Source organism: Rossellomorea sp. H136 (assembly GCF_056838065.1).
Window position 1 is genome coordinate 4,651,698 of the sequence record NZ_CM166371.1, and the last position, 22,138, is coordinate 4,673,835.

At 38.3% G+C, this 22,138-nt stretch carries 23 protein-coding genes; 5 read left to right on the forward strand and 18 right to left on the reverse strand.

Annotated features, from left to right (window positions below; translation table 11 throughout):
* Nucleotides 1-110 precede the first annotated feature (110 nt).
* The 15 genes from ACYH0O_RS23330 to ACYH0O_RS23400 all read right to left on the reverse strand — a co-directional run bounded on the left by ACYH0O_RS23330 (nt 111) and on the right by ACYH0O_RS23400 (nt 14,637).
* A complete protein-coding gene (locus tag ACYH0O_RS23330; RefSeq protein WP_482630526.1) occupies nt 111-1,256 on the reverse strand; it encodes a glycosyltransferase family 1 protein in 1,146 nt (381 codons plus the stop codon).
* Entirely contained in the window at nt 1,225-2,406 is a 1,182-nt protein-coding gene (locus ACYH0O_RS23335) for a polysaccharide pyruvyl transferase family protein (protein WP_482630527.1), read from the reverse strand. Before ACYH0O_RS23335 ends, ACYH0O_RS23330 begins: the two co-directional genes overlap by 32 nt.
* A 57-nt stretch (nt 2,407-2,463) precedes the next feature.
* Nucleotides 2,464-3,567: an EpsG family protein gene (locus ACYH0O_RS23340; protein ID WP_482630528.1), complete on the reverse strand. Its 1,104-nt coding sequence runs from the start codon at nt 3,565-3,567 to the stop codon at nt 2,464-2,466.
* A gap of 63 nt (nt 3,568-3,630) precedes the next feature.
* Nucleotides 3,631-4,797: a glycosyltransferase gene (locus tag ACYH0O_RS23345; protein ID WP_482630529.1), complete on the reverse strand. Its 1,167-nt coding sequence runs from the start codon at nt 4,795-4,797 to the stop codon at nt 3,631-3,633.
* Between the two features lie 2 nt (nt 4,798-4,799).
* Nucleotides 4,800-5,372, reverse strand: coding sequence for an acyltransferase (locus tag ACYH0O_RS23350; RefSeq protein WP_482630530.1), 573 nt, complete (start codon nt 5,370-5,372; stop codon nt 4,800-4,802).
* 41 nt (nt 5,373-5,413) lie between these two features.
* Nucleotides 5,414-6,499, reverse strand: a complete 1,086-nt coding sequence (locus ACYH0O_RS23355) for a glycosyltransferase family 4 protein (RefSeq protein WP_482630531.1) — start codon at nt 6,497-6,499, stop codon at nt 5,414-5,416.
* A 3-nt stretch (nt 6,500-6,502) separates the two neighbouring features.
* Entirely contained in the window at nt 6,503-7,120 is a 618-nt protein-coding gene (locus ACYH0O_RS23360; RefSeq protein WP_482630532.1) for an acetyltransferase, read from the reverse strand.
* On the reverse strand, nt 7,117-7,767 hold the full coding sequence (locus ACYH0O_RS23365) for a sugar transferase (protein ID WP_482630533.1): 651 nt from the start codon (nt 7,765-7,767) through the stop codon (nt 7,117-7,119). The genes ACYH0O_RS23360 and ACYH0O_RS23365 overlap by 4 nt, the downstream gene beginning before the upstream one ends.
* A complete protein-coding gene (locus tag ACYH0O_RS23370; RefSeq protein ID WP_482630534.1) occupies nt 7,767-8,882 on the reverse strand; it encodes a DegT/DnrJ/EryC1/StrS family aminotransferase in 1,116 nt (371 codons plus the stop codon). The genes ACYH0O_RS23365 and ACYH0O_RS23370 overlap by 1 nt, the downstream gene beginning before the upstream one ends.
* A gap of 150 nt (nt 8,883-9,032) precedes the next feature.
* Nucleotides 9,033-9,926: a UTP--glucose-1-phosphate uridylyltransferase GalU gene (gene galU, locus ACYH0O_RS23375; RefSeq protein ID WP_482630535.1), complete on the reverse strand. Its 894-nt coding sequence runs from the start codon at nt 9,924-9,926 to the stop codon at nt 9,033-9,035.
* 12 nt (nt 9,927-9,938) lie between these two features.
* Complete coding sequence (locus ACYH0O_RS23380; RefSeq protein ID WP_482630536.1) at nt 9,939-11,759, reverse strand: polysaccharide biosynthesis protein; 1,821 nt, start codon at nt 11,757-11,759, stop codon at nt 9,939-9,941.
* 80 nt (nt 11,760-11,839) lie between these two features.
* A complete protein-coding gene (locus ACYH0O_RS23385) occupies nt 11,840-11,986 on the reverse strand; it encodes a hypothetical protein (RefSeq protein ID WP_482630537.1) in 147 nt (48 codons plus the stop codon).
* Between the two features lie 320 nt (nt 11,987-12,306).
* Nucleotides 12,307-13,074 (reverse strand): tyrosine-protein phosphatase, encoded by a 768-nt coding sequence (locus tag ACYH0O_RS23390; protein WP_482630538.1) that lies wholly within the window; start codon nt 13,072-13,074, stop codon nt 12,307-12,309.
* 119 nt (nt 13,075-13,193) lie between these two features.
* On the reverse strand, nt 13,194-13,865 hold the full coding sequence (locus tag ACYH0O_RS23395; RefSeq protein WP_482632653.1) for a CpsD/CapB family tyrosine-protein kinase: 672 nt from the start codon (nt 13,863-13,865) through the stop codon (nt 13,194-13,196).
* A 25-nt stretch (nt 13,866-13,890) separates the two neighbouring features.
* The gene (locus ACYH0O_RS23400) at nt 13,891-14,637 is read right to left on the reverse strand and encodes a YveK family protein (RefSeq protein WP_149154732.1); all 747 of its coding nucleotides are present in this window, start codon (nt 14,635-14,637) and stop codon (nt 13,891-13,893) included.
* A gap of 203 nt (nt 14,638-14,840) precedes the next feature.
* On the opposite strand from ACYH0O_RS23400, the gene ACYH0O_RS23405 reads away from it, so the two are divergent.
* From ACYH0O_RS23405 to tagU, 4 genes are all read left to right on the forward strand, one after another.
* Nucleotides 14,841-15,611, forward strand: a complete 771-nt coding sequence (locus ACYH0O_RS23405) for an SGNH/GDSL hydrolase family protein (protein ID WP_482630539.1) — start codon at nt 14,841-14,843, stop codon at nt 15,609-15,611.
* Nucleotides 15,612-15,647: 36 nt separating this feature from the next.
* A complete protein-coding gene (locus ACYH0O_RS23410) occupies nt 15,648-15,821 on the forward strand; it encodes a hypothetical protein (protein WP_482630540.1) in 174 nt (57 codons plus the stop codon).
* A gap of 410 nt (nt 15,822-16,231) precedes the next feature.
* On the forward strand, nt 16,232-16,408 hold the full coding sequence (locus ACYH0O_RS23415) for a hypothetical protein (RefSeq protein ID WP_482630541.1): 177 nt from the start codon (nt 16,232-16,234) through the stop codon (nt 16,406-16,408).
* 86 nt (nt 16,409-16,494) lie between these two features.
* Entirely contained in the window at nt 16,495-17,430 is a 936-nt protein-coding gene (gene tagU, locus ACYH0O_RS23420) for a polyisoprenyl-teichoic acid--peptidoglycan teichoic acid transferase TagU (RefSeq protein ID WP_482630542.1), read from the forward strand.
* A 43-nt stretch (nt 17,431-17,473) separates the two neighbouring features.
* On the opposite strand, the gene ACYH0O_RS23425 is transcribed toward tagU, so the two are convergent.
* Nucleotides 17,474-18,022 carry a DUF6241 domain-containing protein gene (locus ACYH0O_RS23425; protein ID WP_482630543.1) on the reverse strand — a complete coding sequence of 183 codons (549 nt, stop codon included), beginning with the start codon at nt 18,020-18,022 and terminating at the stop codon, nt 17,474-17,476.
* A 232-nt stretch (nt 18,023-18,254) separates the two neighbouring features.
* Here ACYH0O_RS23425 and ACYH0O_RS23430 point away from each other — a divergent pair, with 232 nt between their 5' ends.
* On the forward strand, nt 18,255-19,421 hold the full coding sequence (locus ACYH0O_RS23430; RefSeq protein ID WP_482630544.1) for a 3-phenylpropionate MFS transporter: 1,167 nt from the start codon (nt 18,255-18,257) through the stop codon (nt 19,419-19,421).
* Nucleotides 19,422-19,464: 43 nt separating this feature from the next.
* Here ACYH0O_RS23430 and ACYH0O_RS23435 read toward each other — a convergent pair whose 3' ends face one another.
* A complete protein-coding gene (locus ACYH0O_RS23435; RefSeq protein WP_482630545.1) occupies nt 19,465-20,427 on the reverse strand; it encodes a nuclease-related domain-containing protein in 963 nt (320 codons plus the stop codon).
* A gap of 371 nt (nt 20,428-20,798) precedes the next feature.
* Nucleotides 20,799-21,725, reverse strand: coding sequence for a C40 family peptidase (locus ACYH0O_RS23440; protein ID WP_482630546.1), 927 nt, complete (start codon nt 21,723-21,725; stop codon nt 20,799-20,801).
* Between the last annotated feature and the right edge of the window lie 413 nt (nt 21,726-22,138).

Genomic DNA, 22,138 nt, shown 5'->3' on the forward strand with positions numbered 1-22,138 from the left:
GTAGATTTTGTTATTAAAAAGCGGTTCGAGTTATGAAATATTATTTAATTACTTTTAGAACTTTTACTCCAATAATTGAGCTAAAGAGTAGAATTTTAACTTCCTAAATGTCAAGAGCCATTACTATATAATTGAGTTAAGGTCTTCGAACTCTCTTTAATATCATATCCATTTGTAATTAATGCAGATTCAATACTTCCCCAGCTTTGCCTATTAAATTTCAATGTGTTTTCTATCGCACAAACCCATTTTTTCATATCATCAGATAAACTTACTCTGCTTATTAGTCCAATTTTCAAATCCGCTTCAACAGGTACGACATCTGATATTACACATGGTACCCCTGCAGCTTGAGCTTCTACCAAAACTATTCCTAAACCTTCATACAGTGACGGGAATAAAAATAAATCAATAGAAAAAAGTATGCGGGCAATATCACTTCTAAGCCCTAGAAAATGTACTCTATCCTCTATATTTTTTTCATGGACTAATCTCTTTATGTTATCCTCTTCAATTCCTTCTCCTACTAGTACCAAATGAGCTTTAGGATCTTTTTTTAAATATGCTGCAAATAAGTTAATTATAAATACATGATTTTTCTGTTTTGTAAAACGACCAATATGGCCTAATATGGTACTATCACTAGATATTTTTAATTCGTCAGTGAGATATCTTTTATTCCTGCTTAAGCTTTTATACATTGTCAAATCTATTGCATTGGGAAAATGTCTTGCAGTACCTAACTTAAATGAAGATTTACCAAAAACATATTCACAAGCTTCTCTGGAACAACCTATTAAATGGGTAGCATTCTTTAAGATTCTATATCTCATAGTTCCCCTGTATATTTTTCGTATTATAGAGTTTTGTTTACTATCACTAGTATTATGACTGTGAGATATTCTAACAGGTATACCCAGTTCTTTTCCTATCTTCAATACAATCCCACTAAAGAAAAGGACATGGCTATGAATAGCATCATATGGCCCATAATCTATTAGAGTTTTTTCTAGTTCTTTTTTGTACTTTGCCAAATCACTTTTCGGTGTTGAGTGTGAAATAATTCTTCCACCCATTTCTAGTATTTCATTATTGTAAAAACAATTATTATTAGTTTGTACAGCAAAATCAAACTGTATTTTTTCACGATCTATATTTCTATAGATATTCATAATTAGTGTTTCTAATCCCCCTGCATTCATTCCTCCTACTACGTGTAATACTTTAATTTTCTTCCCAAAGTTCTTCTCTGGCAAACTTTAACATCTCCTTCTTTTTTATATTTATTACTTCATTTACCCGAATAACCAAATTATTATTTTCATCCAAATTAGTACTAATTTGTTTTATGATATTTTCTGTGTCTTTAGTAAAATCTATTAAATTATCTTCCAGTCTTAATTCCCTGAAAATACTACTAAGCTTACGGTCCCAAATTACCCCAAAAGTATTCTTACCTAGGGATATAGATGGTAAACATGCGTGTAGTCTTTGAGCAATTACTATATCTTGTTGTTGAATTATTGAAATTAAATCTTTATAATCACTTGGATAATCAGAATAAAAGACGTTTTTATTTTCGCCTAGTTCTTTCTTTATGAAAAATTCAACAAAACCATTATCTGTTGGGGATCCATTAGTGAATATATTGACATCAAATCCTAATGAGATTAATTTTTTTGTAAGTGTTGACCACCAAAATGCGCACTCGTCTCTACTCCATTTAAAGTTGCTATGTCTTTTTAATTCGTGAGGATCCATTATACCTAAACCGATTTTCTTTTTAGCTTGTACCTTCTGTTCATAATCACACATTTCCTTTACAAATAACGCAGGGTCTGAAAGAACAACTACCTTACTTTTTAGATCTTTACTAATTGAAACCAAAAAATCTTTTGAATCAGAATCTCTAACTGAAATGCACCGTGCATAGTCTAGTGCTTCTAAGAGATACATCTTAGCTAGTTTATTCCAAGGACCTTTTGCACCTACAAAAGAAAATACAACAGGTATATTATTTGACTTCGCTACCTTAACTATGTTGTTTATTCCCTTTGGAAAATTCAAATAATTATCTATTAATAGGTGCCCTCCCCCTATAACTATTAAATCAGTATTGGCAATACACTCTTCTAGCTCTATTTTTAAATTATTATTATTTTTATAGTGGTTAAGTACCTTAATCCTTCTAAAAAAATTTGGAGTTAGTTTCTTTAGCAGGCTTGTTGAATTCAATTTTATTTTGGTGTTCTTTTCAGAGTTTTGAACTTTTCCTACAGTAAAATCAAAATTAGTAACTTGAATTGGTTCATCGGAAAGATGTATTAAATAATTAATTGTTTCTGCTATTATTCGGTCTCCAAGATTTCTTGAGTTTCCTACTCCACATACTAAAACCTTTTTCACGCTATACACTCCTAAAATTCCCCATGTGTTTTTTCCATCTGAATAAAACTATTTTAATTAATTTAATGATTCAAAGAAAAACTTATACGGGAGCATGTGTTGCCCTCTCCATGAATCTCCAAAATAAGCAAAATAACTATAAACTAAACAATAAAGAAGCGTTATAAATAATATTAACAATTTAATGTTCCTATCTTTATTCACTCTAATAATTGCAGGTAGTAAAAAGCACACACTTAAATTTACATACCAAACCATTCTCCCAATGCCCAGTCCTATTAAGGGTGCAAAAAATTCCGTTGATACATTTATAATAAAAAGAAGAAAATAAAATTGATAGTTCAGACTGATCTTACTAAATGCATTATAATTTAGAGCAAACAAAACTAATAGAGGTAAAGACGTTAAAAATGCCGTATCAAACCTACCTGAAGATTCGATGTACCCTTGATAACGACCCGCGCTTATTAATGGGAATATTATATATTTAACTAATAGAAAACCGACAGGAATAATAAAAAATATCTTAATACCATTTATTTTTTTAAATACTTTTTGGTTGTTTCTACTTAAAAAAATAAATGCTAATGCAAACAATGAAGAGTAATGAAACAATGAAGCTAAAAATACAAATAGAAGAAACTTTTTATTATTTCCTTCAATTACATATCTATAAGCAAAAGCAATAATTGCCACTGCGATACCCATACGCATAATTCCAAAATAATAAAAATACTGTGTTGTTGCGAAAATAAAGACTGCTAGTGGTAAACTTATTTTATCCATTTCATAACTTAAAGATTGGTAAAATAAGAAAACTGTAATAAAAGCTGATATTATAAAAAGCCACTGGGCATCACCTAAGAAATATGAAATTCTATACAATAAATAAAAGCCGGGTTCAGTGACATAATTCTGATAATAGGTAATTAAGTCCATACTATTTACTAAAAAGTAGTTATTATAGTAATTAAGTCCGTCTACACCAACACTAATATCTCTAAATCCTAATATGAGTATAAGTCCTGCCATTGAAAGCCAGATAAATAAATAATTCGGCACTTTCTTACCATTATTATATCTTGAAAATACTTGTGCCAAATAACCAAATGATGTCGCCCATAATATAGCGAATCCATATGTTAAGTAGGATATTACCACCTTAAAATCTCCTAACAAATATTCTAATAGTGCTACCAAATTAAGCTTGTATAATGATTCAATTTAAACATCTGCAAAGTTTTTAAATTGCTTTAAAAATTCATTTCTTCTATGTTCAATTATTTTTTTTTCATATTTTTTTGCTTCCCTATAATTTCTTTTGGCCTGCTCTAACATGACCTGTGTATTAAAACCAATTAAAATCATATTTATCTCACTAATATTCTTCCTAGTATTACTAAAAATAAAATTTTTATCTAGTAGTTCAGGAATTCCAGCAGTATTAGCACCAAAAGCTGGCAAACCACGGCTCATTGCTTCAACTAATGCACGCGGGAGTCCTTCTTGTCTACTTGGTTGGGTATAAATATCAATTGTATCTAGCCACTTAAAAATTTCATCATGAGGTAAAGACCCCAAAAACTTTACCTGTTCAATAACATCATACCTCTTGGCTACCGATCTCAAATATTTAGAATCTCCACCACCAACAAGTTGATATTCAAAGTTTGAAATTCCTTGTTTTTTCAATTCACCTAAGGATTGAATAATATATTCTTGGCCCTTATACTTCACATCTATTGCAGCTGTGGTACCTATTATAATTTTATTATTTCTACTGTGATTGATTCTATCTAGTCGATTGTTTATTATTGAACTATTAAAACCTTTCAATGCAACATTAGAACAATTTATTGATTCCCCATTAGTAGGATATCTACCTTGTAAAAATTGATTCGTTACATAGATTGAATATAGTGAATTAAAAACCAGTTTCCTTGTTTTTAAGTATTGAAAAGGAGCAAAAAGTTTTCCTTTAAAACTATGATTCCAAAATGCATCCCAAGGACATGCTACAACCTCTACTAAATAGGGTTTTTGTTTTCTTGCTGCTTCTGAAACTGCTAATGCCCCGATTGAACTTGGTAATCTTCCTATTAGTGCATCACAATTTTTAACTTCCTCTTGAATAATTTTTTTCGCTTTAAAAATACTATTTATGCTTTTAATAGATTTGAAATTTGGAATATCAATGAATTTAACCCTTTCCGATGATGCAACTGTAAGGTTATCGCTATATGTTTTTATATGCTTTTGTCTACTTAATACGACTACTTCATCGAAAACAGAAGTGTACCTCTCCAACATCTCTTTAGAAAGCCCACCTGTACTATAATATTGATTATTAAATTTATGAAAGATATGATCATGTGCAAAAATAAGTTTCATTTCTATTCCCTTTCTTTAATAAGTTTAGCAGGAACTCCCCCAACTATCGTATTTGTTTCTACTACTTTTTTAACGACAGCTCCTGCAGCAACAATACTACCTGATCTTATATTACTCCCGGCTAATATCCTACAACCCGACCCAATCCAAACATTATTTTCAATAACAGTTGCCTTAAGTTCACACCCTTGGTCCCTAATATTTACTGATTTACTTGAAAATATATGTTCTTCGGATAAGATAGTACTAGCATGTGCTATAGAAACATCGTTTCCAATTTCCACACCACCTGAGGCATCAATATAGCACATTGGATGGATGCTTACATTGTCCCCTATTTCGAGATTATGTATCTTATGCAAATATACCCCCGAAAACACTGCTACATTTTCCCCGCAACATTTCGCACAATTCTTAAGACATATATACCTCACAAACATTGCTAAATAGTTGTCATGATGTCTTGTGAATTTCAACAAAAAAAGATAAAAGCTTCTTGGTAAAAACCTTGATATTTTAATAATTAAATTTATCACCATTGACAACTTCTGAACAATAACACGTTTTCTTATCATAAATATCACCTTATAATTAATTATCCCTTTAATATTAAAATTTATATTTCACTTAATTCATTTAAATAAGTCTTCACTACAATACGTCTATCGAATTCTTTTTCAACTTTCATCCTTCCTTTAATTCCCATTTCATTTCTAGCATTTTCCCCTAATTCTATAAACTTTTCAATCTTATTTATCAGATCTTGGGTATTTTGTTGTTCAACAAGATATCCGTTTATATCGTTATCTATTATTTCCCTGCAACCAGCTCTATCTGTAGTAATTATTGGTCTACCACAAGCTGCACTTTCAAGTAAAACATTCGACATGCCCTCTGGATAATACGTTGGGTGTATAGTACAATGTGATATTTTATGAAATTTTCTAACATCATTTTGTTTACCATGATAACTAATAATATCTTGTGCCTGCATTTCTTTTAGTTTAGCTTCATAAGCCTCCTCACAAAATCCTACAATATGAAACACTGTATTTGAATACTTACCTTTAATATAAGAAGCAGCATCTAAGTATTGATCAATACCTTTTTCTTTCATTACACGCGATATAAATAAGAAATTTATATTCTCATCCGACGGGTAATCCATTAAGGAATACTCGTTAAGATTAACGCCCGACCCTGGTAGTATTTTATGGTTACCTTTTACAACCTCTTTTTTAGTTAGAAACTCTTTATTCTCTTTATTCTGGAAAAATACACATTTTGCTCTTTTCAAGGCTATTTTATACAAAAAAAGCGTTATTTTTTGTAATAAACCACCATTTTCAACAGCTGACCCTAACCCAGTAATATTTGCTATATAAGGAACTTTTGCTAATCTACAAGCCAGCCCACCATAAATGTTTGGTTTAATTGTATAAGTTAAGACCACATCAGGATCAACATTCTTAATTATCTTTTTATAATTAATTAACAACTTTAAATCCGTTAATGGATTAGTTCCTCTTCTACTAATAGGTGTATCAATGAATTTACAACCCAACTCTTCCAATTTCGGTACATATTCATCATTTGGTAAAGATACAATCACCTCGTGATTCTGCTTAATCAATTCTTCTAGTAATTCTTTTCTAAAGTTATACAAACCCATACCGAAATTAGCTAATACAAGAATCTTCATAAATTAAACTCTCCTTGCTGGAACTCCAACATAAACTCCAGGTTCATTAATATCTTTTATTACAACAGAACCCGCACCTATTTTGCATTCACCTGTGATATTTATATTATTACTTACAATACAACCTATCCCCAGCCATGACCCTTGACCTATACTAACTGATCCAGCCAAATGAGCTCCTGGTGAAACATGTACATAATCTTGAATATTATTATCATGATCTATTGTACAACCAGTATTAACTATGCATCCCTTCCCGATTTTCGTGCAACAGTTAATAACTGATCCAGCCATGACAACAGTTCCAATTCCTACCTCTACTTGTTTTCCAACTACTGCATTTGGGTGGACTAAAGTAGGAATACTCGCGCCTATTTTTTCTAGTCTTTCATGAATTTTTTGTCTGGTAGCGTTATTACCTATACCAACAAATATTTGATATTCATCAATGTATTCAAAAACATCACTTGATTTCCCTTTAACTTCAATTCCCATTGATGTTTTGAGACTCTCATCATCATCTAAGAAAGCAACACTCTGCCATCTATTCATTTTCAAGGCTATGTCGGCCACCACTTTCCCATGGCCACTGGCACCTATTATTAGAAGTTTTTTTTTCATAGTTTCATTCTTTCCTCTTCATTTCCTTGGAAAGGCTCTATCGTCGCTGCCGTCTCAGAATTGATTCCCTCTCTAACAAAAACCTTCTTAATAGTAGAAAAAATAATTCTACAATCATTAATAAAGCTCATACTATCCACATATTTAACATCAAATTCAAACTTATCTTCCCAGCTAATAGCATTTCTCCCACTCACCTGTGCTAAACCAGATAACCCTGGTCTAACCTCATGACGCCGCTTTTGACGTTCATTATAAAGAGACAAATACTGCACCAATAATGGTCTAGGGCCTACTATGGACATATCTCCCTTTAAAATATTAAATAGTTCTGGAAGTTCATCAAGTGACGTTGAACGCAAGAACTTTCCAAACTTCGTTAATCTAACTCTGTCAGGAAGTAACTCTCCATTCTCATCCCTTTGGTCTGTCATAGTTCGAAACTTATACATCATAAATATCTCTTCATTCAACCCTGGTCTTTTTTGTTTAAAAAGGACTGGACTACCCAACTTTACTTTTACAAGAATAGCCACGATTGGAAAAACCGGAATAATAGAAAGAACAATAATTACAATCAATGAAAGTATGAAATCCATCGGTCTTTTCATAAAACTTCTATAAATACCACCTTGCAAATTCTTCATTATTTCAACCACAACCCTTTAACAATCTCCACAACTCTTTTTAAGTCCTCATCCGTCATCTTCGTATCCGAAGGTAAACAAACACCATTCTCAAACAACTTCTCTGAAACACCCGTCCCAACAAAATCATACTTCTCAAAAAACGGTTGCAAATGCATTGGCTTCCAAATAGGTCTAGACTCTATATTCTCTTTTTCAAGAGCATCCATAACATCTATAGGCCTAACATGACCACTCAAAGTCATCGAACTTAACCAATAATTCGGTTCATCCCATTCATTACTAGGCATAAACTCAACACCCTCAAGTCCACCAAGCTCTCTTTTATAAAAGTCAAAGATATATCTCTTCTTCTCAACCCTCTGATCTAACACTTTTAGCTGCCCTCGACCAATACCCGCAACAACATTGCTCATGCGATAATTAAAGCCTAATTCACTATGTTGATAATGTCTTGCCTGATCTTTACTCTGAGTAGCCCAAAATCTTGTTTTCGCTACTCGTTCTTCATTATTTGAAACTAGCATCCCACCACCCGAGGTAGTGATGATCTTATTTCCGTTAAAGGAGAAAATACCGTAATCTCCAAACGTTCCTGTATGCTTTCCTTTATAATAAGTGCCTAAACTCTCAGCAGCATCTTCTATCAATGCAACCTTATAATTTTTACAAAGTTCTACTATTTTATCCATATCAGCAGATAGACCATAAAGGTGGACTACAATCACTGCTTTTACTTCAGGATATTTTTCAAAAGCCTCTTCTAACGCTTTAGGACACATATTCCATGTTTCATAATTACTATCTATGAAAACAGGGGTAGCATTTTGATAGATAATTGGATTCGCCGTAGCAGAGAATGTTAGAGTCGGACAAAAAACAATGTCCCCTTCTTCGACACCAGCCGCTCTTAAAGCTAAATGAATAGCTCCCGTACCAGAAGATAGGGCTGCTGCAGCTTTTGAACCAACTTTAGCCGCCAATTCTTTTTCAAATTCATTTACGTTTTCTCCAAGAGGAGCTATCCAATTGGTGTCAAACGCTTCTTTTACATATTCCATTTCATAACCTTCATCACTCATATGTGGTGATGAAAGAAAAATTCGATCTCCCATACTCTAAATCTTCCTTCCACTATTATGTCAGTTGCTTATTACTTACTTGGATATAAGATGCTCTATCCACATAACTAATAAACTACTAAATACTTTTTCATAAACATAGGTACTTAAGTTTCTTTAAGTACCTATGTTTATATTCATATATTACTTAGTGATTTTTTCTGCATTGACTATGTTCTTAAGATAGCTCACTACCTGATCCCGTAAATCTTCACGCTCCAAAGCAAACTCCACAGTAGCTCGAATAAACCCAAACTTATCACCTACATCATGACGATCGCCTTCAAATTCATATCCAACCACCATCTGTTGGTCATTCAACTTCTTAATCGCATCCGTAAGCTGGATTTCATTCCCTGCTCCCGGAGTTTGGTTTTCTAGAATATCAAAGATCTCAGGTCGCAACACATAACGTCCCATGATTGCATAGTTAGATGGTGCATCTTCCACCTTTGGCTTTTCAACTAAGTCATTGATATGGAAGACACCATTGTCTATTTCATTTTGATTGATCGAAATAACCCCATACTTCGAAACATCCTTTTGAGGAACTTCTTGTACTCCAATAACAGAAGAATTATACCGCTCATACACATCAATCAACTGCTTCAAACAAGGCTTCTCCTGAGAATGAACAATATCATCCCCAAGCAACACCGCAAATGGCTCATCCCCAATAAATCGACGCGCACATGAAATAGCATGCCCTAACCCAAGAGGTTCCTTCTGACGGATATAATGAATATTCGCCAGCTTTGAAATCTCCTGCACTTCTTCCAACTGCTCATACTTACCCTTTTTAGCAAGTGTCTCTTCTAACTCATAAGACTTATCAAAATGATCCTCAATCGCTCTCTTCCCTCTACCTGTCACAATAATAATATCCTCAATACCAGAAGCCACTGCTTCCTCAATAATATATTGAATCGTAGGCTTATCTACGATCGGTAGCATCTCTTTCGGTTGAGCTTTAGTAGCTGGCAAGAACCGTGTTCCAAGTCCCGCCGCAGGAATAATCGCTTTTCTCACTTTTTGCATATTTTCCACCCCTTAATTTACATTCTGAACTAATACTCGTTCTTTCTTGTTCGCTAACTCCAATACATAGTTAGATAAATACTGAGGATCAAAGTCCGTATGGTTCTCAATCAACTTAGAAACTCTCCCATACTCAAACTCCACCGTCTTCCCAATAAAAATCTTAGGAAACACAGCATCCCCATGAACTTCATTCTCACCCAACAATTCCTCATACATCTTCTCACCAGGACGAATCCCAGCATATTTAATCCCGATTTCATCTATTGAATAGCCTGATAGTTTTATCAGATTTTTTGCCAGGTCAACGATTTTAACCGGCTCACCCATATCCAGCACGAAGATTTCTCCCCCACGAGCCAATGCACCAGCCTGCATAACCAATCGGGATGCCTCTGGAATCGTCATAAAGTATCTCGTCATATCCGGATGGGTAACCGTAACGGGACCACCAGCTTGAATTTGCTTTTTGAATAATGGAATGACACTTCCGCGGCTGCCCAAAACGTTTCCGAAACGGACCGCAACGAAGTTCGTTTGGCTTTGTTTGTCCAGATTCTGAATGACCATTTCAGCGATTCTCTTTGTTGATCCCATTACGTTTGTAGGATTCACTGCTTTATCCGAAGAAACAAGCACGAATGTTTTGACTCCAAATGTATCTGCTGCTTCCGCTACATTTTTCGTACCGATGACATTGTTCTTCACGGCTTCTTTCGGGTTATATTCCATTAACGGCACATGCTTATGAGCCGCTGCATGATACACCACGTCAGGTGAGTGACTTTCCACCACTTCAAAGATACGGGAGCGGTCTTGTATGTCTGCAATGATCGGAATGATTTCAAACTCTTCTTTGTATTTATTTCTAAGCTCCATATCAATCCCGTAAATCGAGTTTTCCCCATGCCCTAATAATAGAAGCTTTTTGGGTTTAAATTTACTAACCTGGCGACAGATTTCGGAACCGATTGATCCGCCTGCGCCTGTAACAAGGATGGTTTTGCCTGTTAGTTTTTCAGAGATGCTTTGAGTATCCAGTTCTACCGGATCTCTACCTAATAAGTCTTCCACTTGCACATCGCGGAACTGGTTCACGGACACTTTACCGGATACGATATCTTCCAACATCGGCATGATCTGCGTTTTGGCATTGGTCTTACTGCATTCCTGGTACACTTTTTGAATCTCTGATTTACTCATGGATGGAATCGCTATGATGATCGTTTCTACGTTTAGCTTCTCTACTAGTTTCGGAATGTCTTTTGTTCTGCCAACGACCGTGACATCATAGATTTGAAGCTTCTGTTTCTTCGGATCGTCATCAACAAACCCCACAGGCAGGATCTCCGCCTCATGATTCTTCATGAATTGGCGGACAAGCATGGAGCCTGCTGCCCCAGCGCCGATGATGAGGGCACGCTTCTTTTCTTGTTTCGTCTTTATGTAGTAGTCTCTGTACATTCTCCAGGAGAAGCGTGATCCACCTATGAGAATGATATGGAGCATCCAAGTGACACCGAGAACCCGTACATAAATATCACCGTTCACAATAAACTGGATGGCTCCCGTTGCGAGGATGGAGAAGGTGATCGCTCGAATGATGGCCAGCATCTCTCCTACACTCGCGTACTCCCATGCTTTCTGGTAAAGACGGTAAACGAAAGCAAACAGATGATGACTCACCAGTAAAACTACTGAGCTGAAAACGAGTGTCGGAAGGGTGTACCAGCTGAAAGTAGGGTGTAGAATGTAATAACCGATATAAATAGCTGTTAACACAATAATGGAATCCAATAGCATCAGCATGGAAACTCGTTTCGTATAACTCAAATGGACCTCTCCTTTTATCTGTTTTCGACAAAATAAATACCTAAGGGAAAAATATAATTTTATACTCTTTCCTTAGGGATCTATATTCTCTTAGATTCTTTTAGTCGTTTTTCAATGGCTTGGTTGATTAGTTGTTGAATTTCGACAAGATGCTCATACGGTGCGTCTTGATAGATATAGCGTATGGCTTTTTTGATGCTCTTTGGCATTAGGTTGAAGCTTTTCAACTAGATATCTCCTTCTTACTCATTACCTCTTAATAACAAAATATGAAACTTTTCACTAAAGCGTTTTCATTGTTTTTCTTTACTTATTTCGATTAAAATAGTAAGTGTGGGCATCTAACCCTTCCTCACATCCCACCACTGACGACGAGCGTCTAAGGTTAAAAACTTCTAGTCTTAACCCACGGTGTGACCGAGTGCCTCCATTGATAACGGTAAGGAGACATTCCCAAAATTCTACTGTTGGTATCGTGCAACATTCTATCTCTAATTTACCAACGACAATAGCATCTTAGGACCTTATTGATTCTGTTCTTCTATCATTAAAAGATGCCCAGGAATTTTCTCTTTTTTATCTTCTCTGGTATCTCTTTATAGATGTTCTTTCCTTCAATCAGCAGTTCTGCATTTTCTGTAAAGTAATAGATCATGTCTATTCCATACTTTTTCTCTAGGGTATCCATGGCTTCTTCCATTTTGAAAGAGCGATTATGTATATTGTGGGCGTCTGACGCGATGAAGTGCGTCAGGTTGGCTTCTATTAGTTGCTGTGAAAATTTTTGGATGTTCTTGCCGAAATAGCCCGTCAGACTGGATGCTGTCAGTTGTGTGGCAGCACCGTTTTTGACCAGGTTGTATAGCTTATCCGGCCGTTCGATTAGTTCTGCGTTTCGTTCGGGATGCACGATGACGGGGATCAGCCCTTCATTTTGCAACTCGTAGAATAGTCTGTCTGTATATCTCGGTACTGAACTCGAAGGGAATTCAACAAATATGTATGGGGAAACTCGGTTTAATGGTAAAAGCTTTCCACTATGGTAGTCTTCAATCATCTCTCCGTAAATTCTGCATTCCTGACCTGGCAGTACGGTTATATCAATATTCTCCTGTTGCAAATGATCATTCAGTTCATCTACTTGATGGAGAATATCCACTTTCTCATTCTCATACTTGCCATTCATATGATGAGGAGTAGCGATGATCGTATGGATACCTTCCGACACCGCCTGCTTGGCCATATCGACACTATCCTGCATGGTTCGTGCTCCGTCGTCCACGCCAGGTAAGATATGACTATGGATATCAATCATCGCCATCTCCCTCTCTTCACACTTATTAGTTCTTTCGACTTACCTCAGCATCTATTATTTTACTACACTAGGTATTTTTGTAAATGGGTGAAATTTGTCGAATGGTCACTATTTCATTGTTATCTTTTACCATAATAGTAATAATAGTTTGTATCTTTGATCTCACGATTGTTCAGGATGACACCCAGCAGCTTGCCTTTTGCCGTTTGAAGGAGCTCTTTCGCTTTTTGTCCACTTTCAATTTCCGTTGTACCTGAACTAACGACCAGGATCGTCCCGTGACATTGGTTTGCCAATACTTGGGCGTCGGTTACGGCCAGGATTGGCGGCGTATCAAAAATCACCATATCGTAATCTGCATAGACGTCAACAAGGAATTCTTCCATGGAACGTGAACTTAATAATTCAGCCGGATTTGGTGGTACCGGTCCGCATGTCAATAGATCCAGATGATCTACTTCCGTTGGGTGGATGACGTCTCTTAACGTTTTCTGTCTTGTTAACACTGTCGTCAATCCGAACGTATTCTGTACATTAAACGTATAATGAGCGGTCGGTTTACGCATATCCGCATCCACAAGTAGGACATTCTTTCCTTGCTGCGCAAACACGACGGCCATGTTCGCCGCTGTGGTCGACTTCCCTTCTCCCGGTCCGGATGAAGTAATCATGATCGAACGCATTTCCCGGTCTACCGATGAGAAGTTGATATTCGTACGAATCGTTTTATACTGCTCGGAAATGGGAGACTTTGGGGCAGTAATCGTAACCAGCTTACGCTTCGTCTTCATCATGAGCTTCTGTAATTTCTTCGCTTTACCCAACTCTCTCACCTCTTTCACGTGATGGTCGATCGGAACGGCTGTTTCCTTTCCTCTCTTCCTTCTGATCTTCTATTCTTGCAATCGAACCTAATACAGGAAGCCCTAATAACTTTTCCACTTCTTGTTCCGTTTTGATCGTATTGTCGAGGAATTCAAGTAAGAAGGCAATGCCCACTCCGATCATCAATCCGACCACTGCAGCAATCGCGATGTTCAGCAGTGGTTTTGGTTTGATTGGGGATTGTTTTTCTCCCACTTCTGCTTTTGCCAGGATGCTTACGTTATCTACGTTCATAATCTTTGTGATTTCAGTTTGAAAGACTTCCGCTGTCTTGTTGGCAATATCCGCCGCAGTTTGCGGGTCCGTATCTGTAACGGAAAGGTTGATTACCTGAGATTCCGCTTCACTGCCTACTGTGATTTTTTGATTCAATTGAGATGCGTTCAAATCCAGGTTTAAATCGGAAGCAACTTTTTCAAGAATCGCAGGACTTTTAATGATGACATTATATGTATTAATCAACTGCAGATTCGTTTGGATTTCACCTGGATTGTATGCAGGCTGTTCCGATTTCGCTTGGTTGACCAACAGCTGAGTGGATGATTGATAAATCGGCGTCAAAAGAAAAAAACTGACCGCTCCACTAACCAAGATCGCTGTCAGGGTAATCAAAATAATTAAACTCATGCGCTTTCGCAACGTCTCCATCAACTCGCGCAAACTGATTGTTTCTTCCATAACTTCCTCCTAATAATAGAAAAAATATGTAAAATAATTTCAGATCCTGTTGTATTTTCAGTCGTTTGTTGTCATAATTTTATTAAAAATGTAAGATTTCCATACTTATCTATTAAACTACAAATTTTGCTAATTGAAAAGGGAAAATAGGGAATTGGAAATGATTTCTTTACTCTTTTTCATAATAAAAGGGGGCAATAAGTATGAAAACCTTTTCATTGATAATCTTAGCCATCGGGTGTGCCGCAGTACTCTTTTACGGGAATCAGTACTGGGAGGAAAGAACTTCCCCCTCTGCAGCTGGAAGCCATTCAGCGAATGTGGAAGGAACCTATATCGAAGTAGCGGAAACTGCGGACTATGAAACCCTCATAGAGAATTGGCCTGAAGAAGCCAAGGCTTCGTTCCAAAAGGCTCTTAAGGAAGGAACTCCTTATCGACTGGCCCTTGTCGGTTCGACTGCGCTTGGCGAAGGTGAAAACGGTTGGAGTGAGCAAGCGAAAGACGCACTCGAAAGTGCCTTCGATGGAAAACTGGAAGTGGAAATCTATGCATACGATACCACTTCGATCGAGTTTGTGAACGGAGAGGATGCAGATGAAGTACTGAGCACCGATCCGGACCTTGTCCTACTCGAACCATTCGCCCTCAGCGACAACTCGAACCTGGTTGGTTCCAAGAACAATCACGAAAGCATCCAAATCTTCAAGAGAAAATTGAATGAGCAGAATGAAGAAGCTGTCCTGATGCTTCAACCAACACACCCGATTGTCGGAGCCACCTACTATCCGAAGCAAATCGAAGAATTAAAGGCCTTTGCCGAAGAACAGAACATCCCCTACCTGGACCATTGGACAGCTTGGCCTGAGGAGGATGCCTTGTCTGCTTATTTAGTGGAGTCACAGGAAACACCGAATGACGAGGGACATGAATTGTGGGCAAAGTATCTTCTGGATTATTTCATTGCTGACTGACGACCGATCACTATTTTCTAAAAAGGGTGACATGCTATGAAAAAGTTCATAGCGCTATTGATCCTGGCCTTTCTCATTACAGGATCCGGTTGTTCGGATAGTGACGGTACGCTGGGTGATGAGGTAGCATACCACAGTGATACTTTATCCCGGGATGATGCGGAGGTTCTCGTGTATAACGAACTTAGCGAAGAAGACAAACAGACCTAGACCATCAACTTCTATAAAGAAAAGGGAACCAATTATTACATCAGGGTGTACGAAGAGGGAAATGGTGAAATCAGTGTAAAGAAGAAATTCACCGAGGACTTTCATACTTGTTCTATGTACATTTAGATTTTAGCTCTCTCCAGCGGTTGATTGGAGTGCAAGACGAAGACTCCTGCGGGAAAGTAGCTTATGTGAGACCCCGCAGGCTTGCCGAGGAGGCTCACGGGCTACCCGCGGAAAGCGTAGTCTTGCACGGAAATCATTAGCGGTATTAAGGACCTAAACTGCAATTGTTAATCTTTATGTCGTTTTTTTAGTTCTGTCCCGGCCTCTTTCTATTTTTTCAAACAGGAAGGGAAAAGAACTCGGCTTAGGGAAAAGATAAGGAATACTTAATCGAGGTGAACCCAATGTCTTATACCCTATTTATCTCCATCGCTCTTATTATTGCTGTCCTCTTTTCTTTTGCCGCCTGGTTCAACACCCAGGTGATCATAAGGGAATTAACAGATATAAAGAAACAAATACATATAAAGGATGAGAGAAAATCATCCTTTCTCGACCATAACCTTGACCAGGAAAAATGACATTTTGACAGTAAAAATTTCTATCAATTTCCCTCTTAATCTGATATGGTAATGATTAGGTTGCGAAAAGGTGAGGGAACAAATTAATGAGAGTTGATAAACATAAACGAAGTAAAAAACGTAAATGGGTAAAGGTCGTAGGGATTCTCTTTCTGCTGATGCTGCTCGGTGGCGGTGCTTACGCTTATAGTATCTACCATTCTTTAAACAGTGCGGTCGAAACGATGCACAGTCCGATCGAACGGGAGGTGTCTTCTAAACGTTCGAAAGAAGTGACGTTTAAAGATAAAGAACCTTTCTCCGTCCTCTTACTGGGGGTGGACGAGCGGGAAAACGACAAAGGCCGATCGGATTCCATGATCGTACTGACGGTGAACCCTGATACGAAATCCGTGAAGATGATTTCTATCCCACGTGATACATTGACAGACATTGTCGGACATGGGACACGGGATAAGATCAACCACGCCTATGCATTCGGTGGTGTCGAGATGGCTATGGACACAGTAGAGGGATTACTCGATATTCCCATCGACTACTATGCCCAGATTAACATGGAAGGCTTTGAAGATATCGTCAATGCTGTAGGCGGCGTGACGGTAAACAACGATCTGAATTTCAGTTACGGCGGCTATTCCTTTGAAGAAGGAAAGTTAACGTTGAGCGGGAAGGAAGCACTTGCCTTCTCCCGTATGAGATACGAAGATCCCCGTGGCGATTTCGGTCGTCAGCTGAGACAGCGTGAAGTCATCCAGGGCGTCATCCGTGAAGGTGCCAGCGTATCAAGCCTATGGAATTTCGATAATATCTTCGATGCCTTAGGAAACAACGTGAAAACGAACCTGAAGTTTCAAGAAATGGTCGATATCCAGAAGCATTACAAATCTGCCTCTAAAGATATCGAACAGATCCAGATCAAAACAGGTTCCGGTACGAAGATTGACGGGATATATTATTATGTGATCCCTGAAGAAGAATTAAGTGAGATTCAGGGTACTCTTCAGGAACACCTGGAAATATAAATAGGAAAAAGCTAAGGATGCGATGGCTCCTTAGCTTTTTTCTTTATCTCTTTTCTCTTTTTTGTTTATTGACGTATGCCTCTTCTTCTTTAGACGATAGTAATCCCGTCGCTTTCCCTATCGTTCCCTCCTGGATTCTCCAAACCTTATTGTGATCACTGACTGCATCAGAGAAATCCCCTTCTTTCCAGCTCGTCAAGATATCCTCGTATGTTCCCTCATGTTTATATTTGTTGATTTCTAATTGATTCAGCAAGTAATCAATCCGTTCATCGGTGATTTCGAAGAATGACCACTTCTCCTTTGCCGCTACCTTTTGATGACTCATGGCATGTATGTACTGTTGCATAAGATTTTCACTTAACGGGGTCTTTACTTCCTCACCGAATGGATTACCACCCTTGCTCACTTTCTTGGCCTCTCCATCGTCGTTCATCTCTACCCCAGCCGCTTGTTCCGCGTTCCCACCAGCTGTCCGGGTCCCATCATTTCCTGCCCTGTTCATATCCAAACTCCCGACAGCTATATAAACACCTAAAGCCGTTAACAGGAGTACACTCCCTATGATGATACCGACTACCTTTTTACTCATGGTCTTGTCTCCCCCTCGTATGCACTGAAGCTATACTTCCACTATTTTCTGTATGTAGTAATCTTCTAGGTGTTGGGCTATTAGTCCTTCTAGTATTTTAAAATAGAATCCTTATCTTACCATATAATGAAAGATAGTCGCTACGTTGGTTGTCATACCCGACTTACTTCCGTATAATGATTTAATGTTTGTAAAATGATTTCCAATCTACATAAAGGGAGTTTTGATAGATTTGAAGAATCAGACGTGGTTGTCCGTTCAATTCTTTGCGATTTTTTTCACATGGGGAATTTTCATCCCTTATTGGACAGCGTGGCTGGTGGAAAGCAAGGACTTTTCCATATCGGCTGCAAGTACGGTGATTGCGGTTGGGATGATTGCGCGGTCGTTTTCGAGCTTTTTCTTATTTCCGAAGTTGAGTCAGACGGTTTCGTTGGGTCGTTTATCAAGATGGCTTGTATTGATTTCCGGGGCTTCATTGTTATTGTTCCTGCCTATGAATTCTTTCGGGATGATTTTGGTGTGTATGGTGTTATTCAGCCTGGTGTATCCGATGTTGCTTCCCATGGTTGAGAGCATGGCGGTTGTCATGATGAAGAAAGATGGCATCGATTATGGACGGAGCCGTTCGTGGGGATCGATTGGGTATACGGTTGCTTTGCTTGCCGTTGGATTTCTGACTTCCATTTTTACCGAGGGAGCCGTGATTTATCTGTTGTTCGGTGGGATTGTGGTGATATTGCTGTCATCTCTTGCGAAGTTACCCCAGTCTATGAGTGGGACCCGGAGGCAGGAAAAGCTTTCTTATCGGGGTTTGTTGAAGTCCCGTAAGTTTGTCTGGGCAATGGTGATTGTCGTGTTGATTCAGGGAGCTCATGCTTCTTACTATAATTATGGTGTCCTTTATTTGAAAGAATTAGATGTCAGCGCCGTTTATATCGGTGTAATTTTAAATATTGCCGTGCTATCTGAAATTCTGTTCTTCGCGATTTCAGATCGACTCTTAAAAGGGAAAAGCATTTCTGTCATGTTTATGATAGCAGCAGGGGCTGCTGTGACGCGTTGGACTCTGTTGTTCCTATTCCCCAGCACCCCTGTGTTCATCTTTACCCAAATCTTTCACTCACTAACCTTCGGATTAACTCATTATGCATTTATGCGATTAATTTATGAAGAATTAGAGAGTAAAGACATCCCCGCTGCCCAGGGAGTGTATACTTCGTTGGGTATGGGATTGAGTACCGCGATTCTGACGTTTATCGGTGGATTCTTGTATGATGTGTCCCCTGGTGCTTCGTTTCTGGGAATGGCTGTTGTGGTTCTTCCTTGCGTGGTTCTTGGCGGGTGGATGTATTGGAAGTATGACCGTGGGGCGGATGGTGTACTTGGTTATAAATAGAGAGTTTGTGGGCCGTTCGGGGTGTGGATTCCGGGCGGTTTTTTTATTGGAAGACCTTTGTGTAAACCGCTCCCCTTGTGGAACCGGTTTTTTTTACGTTTAGTGATTTCAGAATTTCCGCTGCCGTTTTGGCTGAAGGCAAATGAAGAAAATTTCTCAGTTCCTGATTGGTGATAGAGGGTTTGATGAGGAGAAAGTAGTCTTCGATGGCTTGGAGGTGAGCCGTTTTAGATAAGTGGCAGCACCCTGGACAGAGCCAGGTCCCTATTTTTCTTATCATGATCTGGGAGCACTTTTGGCAGTGGACACCTTTGATGAGATCGGACTCCGTCAGCCGGTAGGTGGGAAGGATCGATGAGTATGCTGATTGATGCTGGTTCAGGAGGAGTCTCTTCACTTTTTTGAGATCGATGACTTCACGGGTGTATTGCGTGTTCATCTTACTGATTTCACTCACGATATTTTGGGCATGGATCATTTTGTCGTATGGCGGGATCCGTTTGTGACCGGGTGCCATTTTGAGTACGGTGGCCGGATTACTAATGGCCACGAGGAATTCGATCGGTGGACACGGCAACTTATTATTGTAGAACCATCTTTGGAGAAATAGTTTCTGGCGGTTAGCCTGGGTGATGGGATCAGGATAGCCCGTTTCGATTCCACCCAACAGCTTGGATAGCTGATTGAATTCAGGATCAATGGTCAGGATCCCGGCTATATTTTTAATTTCAATCGGGAGGGCGTAATAAGGCGTGACCAGAAGACTATCAATCTGAAAATAATCCGGAGCGAGTGGCAGTCTGAGATCGTTTAAAATCATATATTTCTTATCCGTCAGGAAACTCAAATGATAATCCACCGTCTTCTCACCATTGTATCCAGCTTTTCGTTTTTTAAGATCCTGTTCAATGAGGGGTCTCTTCGGGTGTTCAAGGGGGTTCAGCCTATGAAGTAAGGCTTCTGTTTGGAGGAGTTTGATGGGAGGGGTTCGTTTTTTCACATTCATTAATTGGGGGTCACTCCTTTGGGGATTGGTTTATAGAATAGTTCTACTTTTCGGCTAAAAATCCTGCTTTTTGATGAAATTTTGTTTTGGATTGTCTGTTTTAGCTGGGATAGTGTCCTTCTTCTGGGCTGCAGGCCGGATGAGGGAGTGAATTCCTTTCTGTTAGGATTCTTCGCGGGAAAATCATGCGGGTTTTAGCAATAATCGTGCGGAAATTACGACTATCATGCGGCATTCGAGATTATCATGCCACACTTTGATTAATCATGCGGCTTTCCAAATAATCGTGCCACGGTGTCGAATTTTCTTTACTCGACGAACCAATAAACAAAACGCCCCACCCTCTTACAGGCAGGACGTTCCTATCAAACTTAGAATCTCTTATATCCTACAAACTTAGGGTTCCAATACGTATTACTCAACTTTGAAACCACAACCCCGCTATCAGATGCGTGGATGAATTCGCCGTTTCCAACATAGATTCCCATGTGGCTGATGCCGGCTTTATACGTATTCTCAAAGAATACCAGATCCCCTGCTTTCGGGCTGGATACAAAGGATGATTTGCTGTAGTAGCCTTCTGTGTTCGTACGTGCAATCGATTGTCCGGCCTGGTTGAAGACATAGTAGATGAATCCGCTGCAGTCGAAGCCTGAAGGTGATGTTCCTCCCCATGCGTATGGCGCTCCAACGTATTTCTTCGCGATGTCCACTACATTTGAAGACGGTGCTTCACTTCCACCAGTGGTACCAGAAATAGAAAGCTTTTGTCCTACATAAATCATGTCTGAGCTTAATCCATTCCACGATTTAATCTGGGAAACTGTTACATTATAGCGTGAAGCGATATGAGATAATGTATCCCCTGATTGGACCGTGTATGAGCTAGAGCCTGACGGTGGAGTTGGCGTTGTGCTTGTCCCTGTAGAGGAAACGATTAATTTCTGACCCGGATAGATCACATCACTCTTTAGGTTGTTCCATTTTTTTAATTCAGCTACATATACATCAAATTTAGAGCCGATTTTTGATAAGTAGTCGCCTGATTGTACTGTATATGTTTTGGCAGATGTGGAAGTGCTTGTTGGAGCGGATACCTCAAGGACCTGATTAACATAAATCATATCTGAACTTAGGTTATTCCAATTTTTCAAGTTAGAAACAGATGTATCATATTTATAAGCAATCACCGAAAGGGAATCTCCCGATTGTACGCGGTATGAAGCCGCTTCCGTTGAATTGGCAGCAAATGACGAGACTAGTGCAGCAGTTGTTACAGCAATAATTGTCTTTTTCAAACAAATTTCTCCTTCATTCTGTAAAATTTTCATGCTTTTCCATTATGTACGAAGGAGATTCATATTTTAATAGGCTTATTTTCTTATCTGAAGAAAATAAAGGAAGAAACCCCAGTATAATAAGGTTTGGTACATTATGGTTTAATTTCCATCATCACTCTTAATAGGAGTAATTCAATGGATATTTGTTAAGCTATTTTTTTCGATAGATATATGCAACACTCCCAAGGCCTCTTATGTAAACGCTATATTTTTTCATTGACAACTTGTATATACAGGATTACAATAAAACTATATCTTGTATATACAACAAGATTCCTTTTAAATGAAAGCGTTTCGTTTTATTGGATGTTTTTTACGAAAGCATAGAGAGAAGCGTTTTCCACACACTATTAAGGGGAATTCCATTAATA

Excerpts from the sequence above, each read along its gene's own strand:
- ACYH0O_RS23345 (WP_482630529.1), bottom strand. The coding sequence starts at position 4,797 with ATGAAACTTATTTTTGCACATGATCATATCTTTCATAAATTTAATAAT.
- ACYH0O_RS23350 (WP_482630530.1), bottom strand. The coding sequence starts at position 5,372 with ATGATAAGAAAACGTGTTATTGTTCAGAAGTTGTCAATGGTGATAAAT.
- ACYH0O_RS23355 (WP_482630531.1), bottom strand. The coding sequence starts at position 6,499 with ATGAAGATTCTTGTATTAGCTAATTTCGGTATGGGTTTGTATAACTTT.
- ACYH0O_RS23360 (WP_482630532.1), bottom strand. The coding sequence starts at position 7,120 with ATGAAAAAAAAACTTCTAATAATAGGTGCCAGTGGCCATGGGAAAGTG.
- ACYH0O_RS23365 (WP_482630533.1), bottom strand. The coding sequence starts at position 7,767 with ATGAAGAATTTGCAAGGTGGTATTTATAGAAGTTTTATGAAAAGACCG.
- ACYH0O_RS23370 (WP_482630534.1), bottom strand. The coding sequence starts at position 8,882 with ATGGGAGATCGAATTTTTCTTTCATCACCACATATGAGTGATGAAGGT.
- galU (WP_482630535.1), bottom strand. The coding sequence starts at position 9,926 with ATGCAAAAAGTGAGAAAAGCGATTATTCCTGCGGCGGGACTTGGAACA.
- ACYH0O_RS23390 (WP_482630538.1), bottom strand. The coding sequence starts at position 13,074 with ATGATTGATATCCATAGTCATATCTTACCTGGCGTGGACGACGGAGCA.
- ACYH0O_RS23395 (WP_482632653.1), bottom strand. The coding sequence starts at position 13,865 with ATGAAGACGAAGCGTAAGCTGGTTACGATTACTGCCCCAAAGTCTCCC.
- ACYH0O_RS23400 (WP_149154732.1), bottom strand. The coding sequence starts at position 14,637 with ATGGAAGAAACAATCAGTTTGCGCGAGTTGATGGAGACGTTGCGAAAG.
- ACYH0O_RS23405 (WP_482630539.1), top strand. The coding sequence starts at position 14,841 with ATGAAAACCTTTTCATTGATAATCTTAGCCATCGGGTGTGCCGCAGTA.
- ACYH0O_RS23410 (WP_482630540.1), top strand. The coding sequence starts at position 15,648 with ATGAAAAAGTTCATAGCGCTATTGATCCTGGCCTTTCTCATTACAGGA.
- ACYH0O_RS23415 (WP_482630541.1), top strand. The coding sequence starts at position 16,232 with ATGTCTTATACCCTATTTATCTCCATCGCTCTTATTATTGCTGTCCTC.
- tagU (WP_482630542.1), top strand. The coding sequence starts at position 16,495 with ATGAGAGTTGATAAACATAAACGAAGTAAAAAACGTAAATGGGTAAAG.
- ACYH0O_RS23425 (WP_482630543.1), bottom strand. The coding sequence starts at position 18,022 with ATGAGTAAAAAGGTAGTCGGTATCATCATAGGGAGTGTACTCCTGTTA.
- ACYH0O_RS23435 (WP_482630545.1), bottom strand. The coding sequence starts at position 20,427 with ATGAATGTGAAAAAACGAACCCCTCCCATCAAACTCCTCCAAACAGAA.